At 56.3% G+C, this 12690-nt stretch carries 15 protein-coding genes; 9 read left to right on the forward strand and 6 right to left on the reverse strand.

The window, feature by feature from the left end:
* Positions 1-16 precede the first annotated feature (16 nt).
* The gene (locus B5477_RS02695; protein ID WP_079698282.1) at positions 17-637 is read left to right on the forward strand and encodes a hypothetical protein; all 621 of its coding nucleotides are present in this window, start codon (positions 17-19) and stop codon (positions 635-637) included.
* A 90-nt stretch (positions 638-727) separates the two neighbouring features.
* On the opposite strand, the gene B5477_RS02700 is transcribed toward B5477_RS02695, so the two are convergent.
* The 4 genes from B5477_RS02700 to B5477_RS02715 all read right to left on the reverse strand — a co-directional run bounded on the left by B5477_RS02700 (position 728) and on the right by B5477_RS02715 (position 4698).
* Positions 728-1942, reverse strand: a complete 1215-nt coding sequence (locus B5477_RS02700) for a YibE/F family protein (RefSeq protein WP_079698283.1) — start codon at positions 1940-1942, stop codon at positions 728-730.
* Between the two features lie 24 nt (positions 1943-1966).
* On the reverse strand, positions 1967-3559 hold the full coding sequence (locus B5477_RS02705) for an ABC-F family ATP-binding cassette domain-containing protein (protein ID WP_079698284.1): 1593 nt from the start codon (positions 3557-3559) through the stop codon (positions 1967-1969).
* Positions 3560-3670: 111 nt separating this feature from the next.
* The gene (locus B5477_RS02710) at positions 3671-3997 is read right to left on the reverse strand and encodes a branched-chain amino acid transporter permease (protein ID WP_079698461.1); all 327 of its coding nucleotides are present in this window, start codon (positions 3995-3997) and stop codon (positions 3671-3673) included.
* A complete protein-coding gene (locus B5477_RS02715; protein ID WP_079698285.1) occupies positions 3994-4698 on the reverse strand; it encodes an AzlC family ABC transporter permease in 705 nt (234 codons plus the stop codon). Before B5477_RS02715 ends, B5477_RS02710 begins: the two co-directional genes overlap by 4 nt.
* A 128-nt stretch (positions 4699-4826) precedes the next feature.
* Between B5477_RS02715 and B5477_RS02720 the strand changes: the two genes are divergently transcribed.
* Positions 4827-5465 (forward strand): HAD family hydrolase, encoded by a 639-nt coding sequence (locus B5477_RS02720; protein ID WP_079698286.1) that lies wholly within the window; start codon positions 4827-4829, stop codon positions 5463-5465.
* Positions 5466-5507: 42 nt separating this feature from the next.
* On the opposite strand, the gene B5477_RS02725 is transcribed toward B5477_RS02720, so the two are convergent.
* Entirely contained in the window at positions 5508-6704 is a 1197-nt protein-coding gene (locus B5477_RS02725; protein WP_159448905.1) for a GGDEF domain-containing protein, read from the reverse strand.
* A gap of 406 nt (positions 6705-7110) precedes the next feature.
* On the opposite strand from B5477_RS02725, the gene B5477_RS02730 reads away from it, so the two are divergent.
* A complete protein-coding gene (locus B5477_RS02730; RefSeq protein ID WP_079698288.1) occupies positions 7111-8430 on the forward strand; it encodes a hypothetical protein in 1320 nt (439 codons plus the stop codon).
* Positions 8431-8507: 77 nt separating this feature from the next.
* Here the strand turns inward: B5477_RS02730 and B5477_RS02735 are convergent, their stop codons facing one another.
* A complete protein-coding gene (locus B5477_RS02735; RefSeq protein WP_079698289.1) occupies positions 8508-8891 on the reverse strand; it encodes a desulfoferrodoxin family protein in 384 nt (127 codons plus the stop codon).
* A gap of 171 nt (positions 8892-9062) precedes the next feature.
* Between B5477_RS02735 and B5477_RS02740 the strand changes: the two genes are divergently transcribed.
* The 6 genes from B5477_RS02740 (at position 9063) to B5477_RS02765 (ending at position 12689) form a co-directional block, all read left to right on the forward strand.
* Positions 9063-9473 (forward strand): metal-dependent transcriptional regulator, encoded by a 411-nt coding sequence (locus B5477_RS02740; protein WP_079698290.1) that lies wholly within the window; start codon positions 9063-9065, stop codon positions 9471-9473.
* A 506-nt stretch (positions 9474-9979) separates the two neighbouring features.
* Positions 9980-10357: a TnpV protein gene (locus B5477_RS02745; protein WP_002586617.1), complete on the forward strand. Its 378-nt coding sequence runs from the start codon at positions 9980-9982 to the stop codon at positions 10355-10357.
* Between the two features lie 127 nt (positions 10358-10484).
* Positions 10485-10793, forward strand: a complete 309-nt coding sequence (locus B5477_RS02750; RefSeq protein ID WP_002586618.1) for an ArsR/SmtB family transcription factor — start codon at positions 10485-10487, stop codon at positions 10791-10793.
* An 88-nt stretch (positions 10794-10881) separates the two neighbouring features.
* Positions 10882-11895 (forward strand): permease, encoded by a 1014-nt coding sequence (locus B5477_RS02755; RefSeq protein WP_072851497.1) that lies wholly within the window; start codon positions 10882-10884, stop codon positions 11893-11895.
* A gap of 18 nt (positions 11896-11913) precedes the next feature.
* Entirely contained in the window at positions 11914-12294 is a 381-nt protein-coding gene (locus B5477_RS02760) for a thioredoxin family protein (protein ID WP_074141146.1), read from the forward strand.
* Positions 12295-12296: 2 nt separating this feature from the next.
* A complete protein-coding gene (locus tag B5477_RS02765; RefSeq protein WP_002586621.1) occupies positions 12297-12689 on the forward strand; it encodes an arsenate reductase ArsC in 393 nt (130 codons plus the stop codon).
* Position 12690: the final 1 nt, after the last annotated feature.

Below are 12690 nucleotides of genomic sequence, written 5' to 3' on the forward strand. Positions count from 1 at the left end.
CTGGAGCATACGACAGATGGAGATCCCCATAATAGGCAACCTTTTAAAGTCCGCCGGGTGTGGCGTTGTGGCGGCGGCATTGCTCGCCGCCTTTTTCCTGTCCGATTCATTTTGCTTTCTCCTGCCGCCGGTGCGCATCGGGGATTTCAAGGAGATCGAGGATTTTGAGGATTCGGGAAACTACTTTACTCTCGCGATTCCCGGAGCGCAGGACACCGGGATTTGCACCTACAGCGATACGATGAGCGGCGCGGTGTATGAAGAGATGATCTACTATTGCGAGCTGGAAGAGATTGGATTTCTGATCGCGAAGCCGATCCGGGAGGGGTACGAGACGCCCGAGGAGATGCCGCTCTCCCTGCCCGGGGGAGATATGATCGCCAAGGTCGGGCCGGATGAGGACTACCGCGGGGTGGCCGGCGACGTGGACCGGGAACATGGGTATTCGGAACATAAGCCGCTTTATGAAAACATCCTGGTGGAATCGGAATTTTATTTCCTGCGCGGGCGGGTCAACACCATCCTGATCCTCGCCGGTTCGGCCGCCGCGCTCGCTTTCATGCTCGCCTTCTTTTGGCAGTGGCAAAAGGAACGCGGCCTGGCCCGCCAAAGGGAGCGGGCGTCTGCCTGTGCGTAGATGGGGGAGGCGCCGCGCCCGGCCCGGATAAAAGCTGAGGGCGGGGGCTGCCCACATCGGCAGCCTCCGCCCTCAAGCATTCGTGATTATTCACTTGGCCTTCGCCCCTGCCGCGGCCCTTTTGCGCAGGCGCAGCTTGTGCAGCGCGCAGGTGACGGCGGCGGTACAGGGCACCGCGCAGAGGATCCCTATGCTCCCCGCCACCGACTGGAGCACCTCGACGGCCACCATCTCCCGGTTGAGCACCGCCGAGAGGGAATGGTTGTAGGCCATCAGCAGCAGGATCACGTTGAGCGAGCTGCCCACGTAGGCCAGGATCAGGGTGTTGGCCATGGTGCCGATGATGTCCCGCCCGATGTTGAGCCCCGAGCGCATCAGCTCCCCGGCACTGAGATTGGGCTGATAGGAAAGCAGCTCGTCGAGCGAGGAGGCGATGGACATCGCCACGTCCATCACGGCGCCCAGCGCCCCGATGGCGATGGCCCCGAAGATCACCCCGCGCAGGTCGATCATGTGGTCGGGGTTGATCAGCCGTACAAACATCGAGTCCTCGTCCACCAACCCGGAAATCTTCATGCTGTATTCCATGACCACGGTAAGGATCCCCGCGACCCCCACCCCGCCGATACACCCGGCGGCCGCCGCCAGGCTCTTGGAGGAGGGGCCGGCCACGATCCCCAGGGTCATCACGATGATGAACGAGGCGATGATAAAGGTGAGCAGGTAGATGTTCACCCCCTTGATGATGGCGGGGATCATCACCAAAAAGACGGAGGCGGTGGTAAAGATCAGGGTGATTACCGTGTTGACCCCTTTGCGCCCCCCGAAGAGGACGAGCAGCAGCAAAAACGCCCCGATGAGCAAAAAGAGGCTCTTGTCCCGCACATGGTCGCTGGCGAACCACACCGGGTCGTCGTTTTCGTCGAAGTCGAAGGTGACGAAGATTTCGTCCCCCGCCCTGTAGGGGTAGAAGCTGGCCGAGGAATTCTGCTCGATGTGCTGGCCGCGGATCTCCACCGTTTCGCCCGTGAGAAACCCGTCGAGCAGCTTGACGGTCAGGTCCATCTTGGGGGTGACGATCTCGGTGTCGCCGTAGGTGGTGCTTTCGAGATGCACGTCGGAAGCGGTGAGCACCTTTGCCCGGTAGTAGTCCTGCGAGAGGGTCTGGCCCGCGAAATAGGCGTTGTCCCCCGTCGCCAGCCGGTAGCCGGTGAAGAGAAAGATAAGGGAAAAAAGAATGAGAACGATGGTGCAGACCGGATTCCGGTGCCCGGCGATCCAGCCGGGCAGCTTGGCTTTGTCCAAGGCGCGCCTCCTTTTGAATTTGGATTATTTCTGTTGATCCTTCCAGACGAGGTAGTCGTCGTAGGTGGTGCTGCGGTCGATCAGGCCGTTGTCCGTCAGTTCGATGATCCGGTTGGCCACCGTCTGGATAAACTGGTGGTCGTGGGAGGAAAAGAGGATGATCCCCTTAAAGTCGATCAGGCCGTTGTTGAGTGCGGTGATCGACTCGAGGTCGAGGTGGTTGGTGGGCTGGTCGAGCAGCAGCACGTTGCTTCCCGCGAGCATCATCCGCGAGAGCATGCAGCGCACCCGCTCGCCGCCCGAGAGGACCGAGACCGGCTTTAGGGGCTCCTCGCCGGAAAAGAGCATCCGCCCGAGGAAGCCGCGCACATAGCTTTCGGCGTCGTCAGAAGAGAACTGGCGCATCCAGTCGATGAGGTTCAATTCAGACCCGTCGAAGAAGGCGGAATTGTCCTTGGGGAAATAGGACTGGGAGGTGCTCACCCCCCATTTATAGCTGCCGGAGTCCGGCTCGAGCTCGCCGCTGAGGATCTGCAGCAGGGTGGTGGTGGCCTGCTCGCTGCCCAGAATGGCGACCTTGTCCTCCCGCCCGAGGCGGAAGGAGACGTTTTGCAGTACCGGGACGCCGTCCACCGTTTTTGAGAGGTTCTCCACCGCCAGGACCTCCTTGCCGACCTCGCGTTCCGGCTTGAAGGAGACCCAGGGGTAGCGCCGCGAGGAGGCGGGCATCTCGTCGATGGTCAGCTTTTCGAGCAGCTTCTTGCGGGAGGTGGCCTGCTTGGATTTGGACTTGTTGGCCGAGAAGCGCTCGATGAAGCTCTGCAGCTCCTTGATCTTGTCCTCGGCCTTCTTGTTCTGGTCGCGCAGCATCTGCTGGACCATCCGGCTGGACTCGTACCAGAAGTCGTAGTTGCCCACATAGAGCTTGATCCGGTTGTAGTCGATGTCCACGATATGGGTGCAGACGGTGTTGAGGAAGTGCCGGTCATGCGAGACCACGATCACCGTGCCGGCGAAGTCGAGCAGGAAGTCCTCCAGCCAGTCCACCGAGCGCACGTCCAGGCCGTTGGTCGGCTCGTCGAGCAGGATGATGTCCGGCTGCCCGAAGAGGGCCTGGGCCAGAAGCACCTTGACCTTTTCGGGCTGGGAGAGGGCGTGCATGGGGGAGGAGAGCAGGTCCTGGCTGAGGCCCAGTCCCTGCAAAATCCGTCCGGCCTCGGTTTCGGCCTCCCAGCCGTTTAGCTCGGCGAATTCGCCTTCGAGCTCGGCGGCGCGCTCGCCGTCCGCTTCGCTGAAATCCGGCTTCTCGTAGAGGGCGTCCTTCTCCTTCATGATCTCATACAGGCGCGGGTTGCCTAAAATGATGGTGTCCAGCACCGGGTATTCGTCATACTGGAAGTGGTCCTGCCGAAGGACCGACATGCGGCAGCCCTTGGCGAATTCCACCTCGCCGGTGTAGCCCTCCAGCTCGCCCGAGAGGATTTTGAGGAAGGTGGACTTCCCCGCGCCGTTGGCGCCGATCACCCCGTAGCAGTTGCCGGGGGTGAATTTGAGGTTGACCTTGTCAAACAGCTTGGCGGCGCCAAACTGAAGGCCCACATTGGTTACCGTAATCAACGAGTCATCATTCCATTTCAAGTAAAATACAAGAGCCCGGCGGCTTTGGCCGCCGGACCGCAGAACCTTGTCCATTATAACACATTTGCGGGGGAATATGCTACCTGTTCTCTAGACAAAGACGAACTGCACCAGCGCCATGTAGAGCAGGGTGCCCCCCGCGATACTCAGCAGGGTGTTGCGCCGCCAGAGATGGAGCGCCACCACCCCCGCCACGGCGATCAGCTCGGGCAGGGCAAAGGGATAGCGCAGCGGCGTGATTCCTTTGAGGCAGTAGACCACCAGCATCCCCATGATGGCGAAGGGGAGCACCTGCCCGAGGTAGCTCACCAGCGCCGGGGTCTGCTTCCCGCGAAAGAGCAGGAAGGGCAGCGCCCGGGTGAGGAGGGTGCAAAGGGCGATCACGAAAAAGACGATGAGCGACTGCGAGGTGGTCAGCACTGTGCCTCGCCCCCTTTCCGGAGCCGGCGGCGCAGCAGGATGAGGGAGAGCAGGATCAGCCCCATGGCGGGCAGCAGGAAGTTCTGCGCCCCGAAGAGGAGAAGGCAAATAACGCTCGCCAAAAGCCCCACCAGCGCCGGGGGATGACTGCCGGGCGTGCGCCACTGGTCGGTGAAGATGACCACGAACAGGGCGGTCATGGCAAAGTCGATCCCCTTGGTGTCGAAGGAGAAGGAGGACCCGAGCACCCCGCCCAGGAAGGAGCCGGCGATCCAATAGATTTGGTCGAGCAGCGAGGTGAAGAGGTAAAACCACCCCTTGTCCACCCCCTCGGGCACCTTGGCCGAGCAGAGCAGGGAGAAGGTCTCGTCGGTCAAAGAGAAGACGAGATAGGGCTTCTTTTTCCCCGTGTCCGCATATTTGTCGAGCATGGCGATCCCGTAGAAGAGGTGCCTGGCATTGACCAGCAGGGTCATCAGCACCGTCTGCACCAGGTGAAAGCCGGAGGAGAGCAGCCCCACGGCGACGAACTGCATGCTTCCGGCATAGACGATCAGGCTCATCAGCGCCGACCAGCCGGCGTGGTAGCCCTTTTGCTGCATGAGGATGCCGAAGGCGATCCCCAGGAACAGGTACCCCGCCATCACCGGGATGGTGAGCGGGAAGGCGGCCGCGAGGGCCTTACGTTGTTTTGTCATCCGTTGTCGCTCCCGAAATTGGTTTCTATTCATTGTACAATAGGAACGGCAAAATGTCCACAGCCTGTCCGGCTTGCGTTTGCGGGAAGCTGTGTTAAAATAGAAAAAACGGGAAGCGGGAGGAAACGATGGGAAAAACGACGACGGTGATTTGGGACTGGAACGGCACGCTGCTCGACGATGCGCCGGTCTGTGTCGCTGCGATCAACGATATGCTGCGCGAGCGCAGTCTGCCGCAGCTGAGCGCCGAGCGCTACCAGGAGATATTTTGCTTTCCGGTGAGCGAATACTACCGCAAGGCCGGGTTCGATTTCAGTAAGGAGCCGTTTGAGCGCCTGGCGGTGCTCTACCATGAGCGCTACCTTGCGGCGAGCGAGCGCTGCCCGCTGTGCGAGGGGGCGCTGGACACGCTGCAGGAGCTGCAGCGCCGCGGCGTGCGCCAGGCGGTGCTCTCCGCCTCGCACCGGCGGCACCTGCTCTGGCAGATGGGCCTTTTCGGCCTCCTCGGCTACTTCGACGAAATATTGGGCGTTTCGGACATCTACGCGCGTAGCAAAGCGGAGCTGGGACAAGACTTTGTCCGCCGCCGGGGGCTGGACCCCGCCGGGGTGCTCCTGGTGGGCGACACCGAGCACGATTATGAGACGGCGCGGGCCATCGGCTGCCGCTGCCTGCTGATCCCCGGCGGGCACCAGTCCCCCGGGCGGCTGCGCCGAAGCGGCGCCACGGTGCTCTCCTCGCGGAAAGAGATACTGGAATATCTATAAAAGCCTGCCCCCTTCGGCGAAGCCGAAGGGGGCAGGTTTTGATCAGCGGGCCGCCCGGCGCCCCACCTTGTGCCGGTACATCCGCTCGTCGGCCAATTGCAGCACCTGCTCGGCCTCGATCTTTGTGCCCGCAGGGAGGTGCACCACGCCGTAGCTCAGCGACATGTCGTACCCGGGGTGGTAGAGCCCGGAAAACGCTTGCAGCCGGCCTGCCGCGTCCCCGCAGCGCGCATGGGCCTCCTCCTCGCGCACTCCGGGCAGTAGCGCCATGAATTCGTCTCCGCCCATCCGGCAGAGGAGCGCCTCGCCGCCGAAGGCCTCGCGCAGCGCCCCCGCGGCGGCGAGGATATATTCGTCCCCCTCCTTGTGGCCAAACCGGTCGTTGACCAGCTTGAGGTGGTCCAGATCGAGAAAGCAGACCGACAGCTCCCGCCCCCGTGAGAGCATCTCCTCCAGATGTCCCTGGCCAAACCGCCGGTTATACAGCCCGGTCAGCTCGTCGTTGAAGGCAAAGGCGCGCAGCTCCTCGCTCTCCCGGGTCCGCAGGCGCAGCAGCTGGCGGGAGCGGGAGCGGTATTCCAGCAGCACGCACATCCGGGTGCTGTGCCGGAAGATGGTGTAGAAGGCGGCGAACAGGATGAAGGCGGTGCTCAGGTGGAACAGCGGCAGCAGCCGGTTTGGGGAAGGGGCGTCGAACCCGAGGCTGAGGATGAGCAGATAGAGGTTCATGCATCCCAGTGAAAACACCACGAAGCGCAGCTGGTCGGGGGTGCCCAGCAGCAGGAGCATGGTCTGCAGCTCCATCACCTTTCTAAAGAACAGTACGAAGAGGGCGCAGCCGAACATGGTGGTGCAGAGCGAGGCGTAATAAAGCTCCCTCTGCGCGAGGATTTCCCAGGGGGTCGCCCCGCAGATCAGGGAAAACAGGGAGATGACGATCATCCGCATACAGATCAGGTGGAAGAGGAACATTCCGGTGGCGAAGAGGGTTCCGAGGAATCCGCAGCGGTAAAGCAGAAGGTGTTCGACGAGCAGCACCAGATAGGTAATGAGATAGGTTAGCGCCAGGGGAAGGCCCAGCGCGCTGTAAACGCCCATGATCAGGCAGTTGACGGCGCAGGAGACGAGCAGGCAATCCCCCTCGCGCAGCCGGGCGCCGAACAGGGCCCCCATATAGGAAAAGGATAACGCCGTATAGGCGATCAGGCCGCAGAAAGCCGGCAAGCTTTCCCAGTACATAATCATCCGTCCCTTTTTGAATCCTTGCCCCTTGCTGCGTATTGCTGTGTATATGCGACGCATACGCAACAACGCGCCAGGCACGCAAGGAGACTGATACATCCTATGCCTGTAAATGGGGAACGGTGAAAAGCGCCCTTGCGCCCCGCGGCAAAAACGGCGGCCCGACATCATGTCGGGCCGCCGTTTACAAATGACCGCAAGATAAGGTTTCCTGTTGGCAAATTTTGATTCTGTTTTGAAGGATGGGCGAATAAACCCCCCGCCTTTTTTTAAAACCATCCTAATTATATCCTCTTCTGGCGATTTTTGCAAGGGAATATGCCTCCTTCCCCCTGCCTCCCGGCCCTCATATGACCGCTGGCAACCTTATCTAGCGGTCTATTATGAGGGAGGGAAAACGGCATTGAAACTACGAATATCGGCGCTGCTCCTGGCGGCGGCAGTCCTGCTGCCGGTCGTCCCGGCGGATGCCGCCGGGACGGGGATCACGGTGACGGTGCGGGAGGGCTACCAGTGTGATTACGGGGTGGACATCCCCTTTACCCCCTCGCCCCGCACGGACAGCTACACCTTCGCGCTCTACGAGGGCAACAGTACGTCGGGAAGCCCCGAGGTGAGCGCCGAAGTGACAGTCCCCTCGGCCGGGACGGTGCACCTGCCGCTGCGCTACGACGTGAGCGGCCCGAGCACCTGGACGCTCAGCGTGACGGCGCATGTCCGGCCGGGGCGGGAGGCGTTCGACCAGGAATCAACGGCCACAAAAGTTTTCACCACCGCGCCGGTCTGTGGCTGTCCGGCAGGGACGGAGGGGGCCTTCTACGCCGGGGACGGGAGCGAAAGGAGCCCCTACCGGGTCGGGACGCCCTGGCAGCTGCAGCACCTGAACCATACCCGGCATCTCGCGGCGGGCCAGCATTTCCGCCAGACGGCCGACCTCGACTTTTCCTCCTTCGGCAACTGGACGCCGATCGGAAATGCTACGGCCGCCTTCACCGGGAACTACGACGGGGACGGGTATGTGATCTCGAATTTGTCCTGCGTGCAAAACGGCCTTGATCTTGAAGGGCTGTTCGGGTTGGTGGGGCCTGCTAAAATTGAGCGAATGGGGATTGTAGATTCCCAATTTATAGAAAACAAATCTACAGGAACCCAGCTTTGTATGGGAGCGTTCATAGGGCAGTCTTCCGATACTACGTCACTCGATCAGTGCTATATCAAAAACTGTACCATCTCCGCCCCTTATGCCTCGACTCTCGTCAGAGTAGGCGGGCTGGTTGGGCAGAGCCTTGGAGCCATCTCCGATTGCTATGTGGTTGATTCTTCCGTCACGGGAAGCGGCCGAGAGGACGACAGCTTCCATGTAATTGGCGGCGGACTGCTCGGCACCAGTTGGACCCATTTGACCACGGCGCCCAGAACCTCGAGAAGTTATACCCTTTCCACTGCCGTTTCCCGGTTCTCGACTTCGACCATGGGGGTGTTCTGCGGCGCCACCCTTGTCGGAAGTGTCGATTCTTCCTGCTTCTTCACCCCGACAGCCGGACTCAATCTTGGAACCGGATGGAGCGGCTCCGAAGAAGGTCTTTTTTCCGCCACCCAGCTCATGAGCGAAGCCGAGTTCGGGAACCAATCCAATTTTACTGCCAAGGGGTGGGATTTCAGCTCGGTCTGGCGGATGGACGCCGCCCTCGGCTATCCCGTCCTGCGCGCTTTCGACCACTGAACGCCTAAGCCATATAAAACGGGAGCCCGCAAACCCATAAGGTTTGCGGGCTCCCGCGGAAAGACAGGGAAGCGAAATCAAAGGTCGGTCTTCCACAGCCCGTGCAGATTGCAGTAGGCGTAGACCGCCACTGGCTCGTCGTCCACCACCGCGAACTCGACCACCGGAGCCCCGTCGACCGGCAGGCTCTTGCGCTGGCCGCCGTGCTTGGTCTGCAGATAGACAAAGCCGATGTGGTGCTCCTCTGACATCGGATGATGGGTGCTGCCCACCTCGACGCGGATCTTGCCCTTGTCATTGCTGACCACCGGCAGGTGCTTTTCGGCGGCGCCCTCGCTGGTGTTGGCATGCAGCTCGCTCATCGGCTCGCCGCAGCAGATCAGCTGGACGCCGGCGTTGTAGATCATGCCGACCAGGTTGCCGCAATGCTTGCAAATAAAGAATTTCTGTTCGTTTTTCATAACAATTCCTCCTGTGTCTCAATTCCCTGCTGTTAGTATGCCCAGTATACCAGTATTTGTCGCAAAATTTAAGTCAAAATCTATGAATGAATTGAAAATTAGTCCAGACTAACAAAATCTCTTGCGCCTTGGGGAAAGAGATGCTACAATGGGGGAGAGGGGGCGGGGAAGATGGAGCTGGGCGAATCGGCGGAGAACTACCTGGAGACGATCCTGCTGCTGCAGCGTGAGCATGGGCCGGTGCGTCCGGTGGAGATTGCCAACCGGCTGGGCTTTTCCCGCCCGAGCGTCTGCCACGCGGTGGGGCTGCTGCGTCAGGCAGGATACCTGGAAAGCGAGGACGGCCGGCTGCGCCTCACACCGAAGGGCGAGGCGGCGGCCGGGGAGGTCTTCGAGCGGCATTTGCTGCTTTGTCGGATGCTCCGCTCCTTCGGCGTGGGGGAAGAGGCCGCCGGGAAGGATGCCTGCAAAATGGAGCACATCGTCAGCGAGGAGACGGTGCGCTGCCTGCGCGCGGCGTTCGGGGAAGCGCCCCGGCGCGGGCCGATCGTGCGCCAGGGCGGGCACAACAGGAGAGGATAAAAACACCCTTGCGGCTTAGCGGGGTGTTTGTAAGACAGTAAATAAGCAAACGGCGTGACTTTCGTGGTCACGCCGTTTCTTTTAGCAGATAGCCGCAAAGCGGCGCAAGGGGTGCGATCACTTGTTCAGAACACAGTGACGAAAACGCCCCGGATATTCAGAGGTCTGGAACGTTTGCCTCGTAGAGTGCGCATACGGGGTTGCCCCGTATAGAAGCGCGCCCTTGCATCTGCTCGACAAATAGTAATTTGAATATCAGTAAATTATGACCTCTCAACAGAGGTTACAGTGTTTTAATAAAATCCTCCAAAAGCCTTGAAAATAAAGGATTTATCGCAATGTGTCTGCCTTATCTCTTTATACGGTTACACACAAGTTTACTCTTTCCCTCATTGCTCATAAGGGCAAATACAAGGGCAAGAAAATCTCATAACAAGATATAACAAAGTGTGGCAATCGGAGAACTGTGATGTATGTGCGAATATATTATAACGGAGGATTTTTCAATGGACAAGTACATTTACGATGATAAAAATGGTCTGTGGTATGAACTGCAAGGAGATTATTATATCCCATGTCTTATCTTACCAGCCGAAAAAGAACAGCCTATTGGTTTGTGGGGACAGCGGCACTTGCGGTATCTGAAAGAATACCGCCGAGCCACCTACATAACCTTGTTCACAAGCGGCAGACTGAACAATTACCTTGCTGACATCGACAGGCAGGCGCAGGAACGCATGGAAAGGCTCACAGAGCAGATGAAACGGGTGCAGGGTATTACGGAGCAGTTAAAGGCGGAAAACGCTTTGGAATGGACACAGAGAATGAATAACATACGGGCGTGTGCAAAGGAGATTGTGGAAAAAGAAATCATCTTTGCATAAGAAGACAGCGGTAGGATTTAGTTTTCCTACCGCTGTTTCACTTAAATCAAAAAAATATATTGACATTTTTCTATGTGTTGCATATAATAACACATAGACATTTATCTATAGGAGGTGATTGAGAGAGATGGATGAAAAAAGAATTGCGGCAATTTTCAAAGCGTTTTGTGATGAAAACCGCATTAGGATTATAAAACTGCTGCGTTCAGGTGAAAAATGTGCTTGCAAGTTGCTAGAAGAAATCAATGTCACGCAGCCTACGCTTTCCCACCATATGAAAATTCTTTGTGACGCTGAAATAGTTGTCGGGCGCAAAGAGGGAAAATGGACACACTATTCTATTTCAGAAAAAGGTGTGGAGCAGGCAAAAGAATGTTTGCGGCAGTTGACAACACTTGATGTTGAAAGCGAAAACAAGTCGTGCTGTGAAAAGTGAGGAAGTTTATTGATTGCTTTTCCGCACGGCTTATATTCGGGACGATAAATCGACATATTTCAATATAACTATATGAAAGGGGCTTTTTATGGAGACACTAAAAACAATTTGGGACTTTTTTCAAAATGAAGTCCTTGGTATGAACTGGCTGAATCGCCTCATTGAAACATTTTTGAACGCTTGCGGTTTAGATACCACGGGCAAAATAGGAGGAAGTGTTCAGTTTTTCATCTATGATACTGTAAAAATTATGGTACTGCTCGGCGTTTTGATTTTGATTATCTCGTATATTCAAAGTTATTTCCCGCCCGAAAGAGCTAAAAAGATACTCGGCAGATTTCACGGAATATGGGCGAATATCATCGCCGCTCTGCTCGGTACGGTAACACCGTTTTGCTCGTGTTCTTCCATTCCGTTGTTTATCGGGTTTACAAGCGCAGGTTTGCCGCTTGGCGTTACATTCTCCTTTTTGATTTCTTCGCCGATGGTTGACCTCGGAAGCCTTGTCTTACTGATGAGTATTTTCGGCTGGAAAGTTGCTGTTTTATATGTAATATTCGGTTTGGTAATCGCTGTGGCTGGCGGAACGCTAATTGAAAAGTTGCACCTCGATAATCAAGTGGAAGAATATATCCGAAACGGTCACTCGATTGATGTTCCGCAGGAGGAACTGCATTTCAAAGACCGTATGAAATTTGCGTGGGAACAGGTTGTTGAAACCGCTAAAAAGGTTGCTCCTTATGTTCTGATCGGCGTGGGCATTGGTGCTTTCATTCACAACTGGATTCCTGAAGAATTTATTGTCAAAGCACTTGGCGAAAATAATCCGTTTGGCGTAATTCTTGCTACGATAGTCGGTATTCCGATGTATGCGGATATTTTCGGTACAATTCCGATTGCAGAAGCCCTGCTTGCAAAAGGTGCTTTGCTCGGCGTTGTCCTTTCCTTTATGATGGGCGTTACTACGCTTTCGCTCCCTTCAATGATTATGCTTCGCAAGGCGGTCAAACCGAAACTGCTTGGTATTTTCATTGGAATATGTGCTGCTGGTATTATTATTGTAGGCTATCTTTTCAACGCAATACAATATTTAATTGTTTAATTTTAGGAGGTTATTATTATGGCATTATTTAACTTTGGAAAGAAAAAGGAAGAAGAAAAGAAAACACCTGCTTGCGCTTGTAGCTGCGGTTGTGCTGCCAGCGAAGCAGAAAGCATTACAAACGATTGCTGTCCTGATTTGAAAGAGGGAGAAATCTGCTGTATCAAAGTGTTAGGGGCAGGTTGTAAATCCTGTCACGAACAATTTGAATACACAAAGCAGGCAGTAAAGGATATGGGACTTTCCGTAGAGGTCGAATACATTACCGATATGCAGAAAGTAATGGAATACGGTGTTATGAGTATGCCTGCCCTTGTTGTCAACGAAAAGGTTGTTGCTATGGGTAAGGTTTTGAAAGCTGCTGATGTGGTTGCTCTGCTGCACAAGCTGGGGTTTTAACGATGGATAAGAAAAAGGTAGCCTTTATTTGTGTGCATAACTCCTGCCGCAGTCAGATTGCAGAAGCACTTGGAAAACATTTGGCGGGAGATAAGTTTGATTTCTATTCTGCCGGAACAGAAACAAAATCACAAATCAATCAGGACGCTGTGCGGCTTATGAAACAGCTTTATGGGATAGATATGGAGCAAAGCCAGTATAGCAAGACGATTGATAAAATCCCTACGCCCGATATTGCGATTTCAATGGGGTGTGATGTCGGTTGTCCCTATATCGGTAGAGCGTTTGATGATAATTGGGGACTTCCCGATCCGACGGGCAAAAGTGATGAATGTTTTATACAGGTCATTGAGAGAATATCTCAAAAAATAAAAGACTTGAAATTAGAAAAGTAAC

The organism is Provencibacterium massiliense (assembly GCF_900169495.1).
Lineage (GTDB): Bacteria > Bacillota > Clostridia > Oscillospirales > Ruminococcaceae > Harryflintia > Harryflintia acetispora.

Bases quoted from the DNA above. Each gene is read 5' to 3' on its own strand.
- B5477_RS02695 (WP_079698282.1), top strand. From the start codon at position 17: ATGGAGATCCCCATAATAGGCAACCTTTTAAAGTCCGCCGGGTGTGGC.
- B5477_RS02715 (WP_079698285.1), bottom strand. From the start codon at position 4,698: ATGACAAAACAACGTAAGGCCCTCGCGGCCGCCTTCCCGCTCACCATC.
- B5477_RS02720 (WP_079698286.1), top strand. From the start codon at position 4,827: ATGGGAAAAACGACGACGGTGATTTGGGACTGGAACGGCACGCTGCTC.
- B5477_RS02725 (WP_159448905.1), bottom strand. From the start codon at position 6,704: ATGTACTGGGAAAGCTTGCCGGCTTTCTGCGGCCTGATCGCCTATACG.
- B5477_RS02735 (WP_079698289.1), bottom strand. From the start codon at position 8,891: ATGAAAAACGAACAGAAATTCTTTATTTGCAAGCATTGCGGCAACCTG.
- B5477_RS02740 (WP_079698290.1), top strand. From the start codon at position 9,063: ATGGAGCTGGGCGAATCGGCGGAGAACTACCTGGAGACGATCCTGCTG.
- B5477_RS02745 (WP_002586617.1), top strand. From the start codon at position 9,980: ATGGACAAGTACATTTACGATGATAAAAATGGTCTGTGGTATGAACTG.
- B5477_RS02750 (WP_002586618.1), top strand. From the start codon at position 10,485: ATGGATGAAAAAAGAATTGCGGCAATTTTCAAAGCGTTTTGTGATGAA.
- B5477_RS02755 (WP_072851497.1), top strand. From the start codon at position 10,882: ATGGAGACACTAAAAACAATTTGGGACTTTTTTCAAAATGAAGTCCTT.
- B5477_RS02760 (WP_074141146.1), top strand. From the start codon at position 11,914: ATGGCATTATTTAACTTTGGAAAGAAAAAGGAAGAAGAAAAGAAAACA.
- B5477_RS02765 (WP_002586621.1), top strand. From the start codon at position 12,297: ATGGATAAGAAAAAGGTAGCCTTTATTTGTGTGCATAACTCCTGCCGC.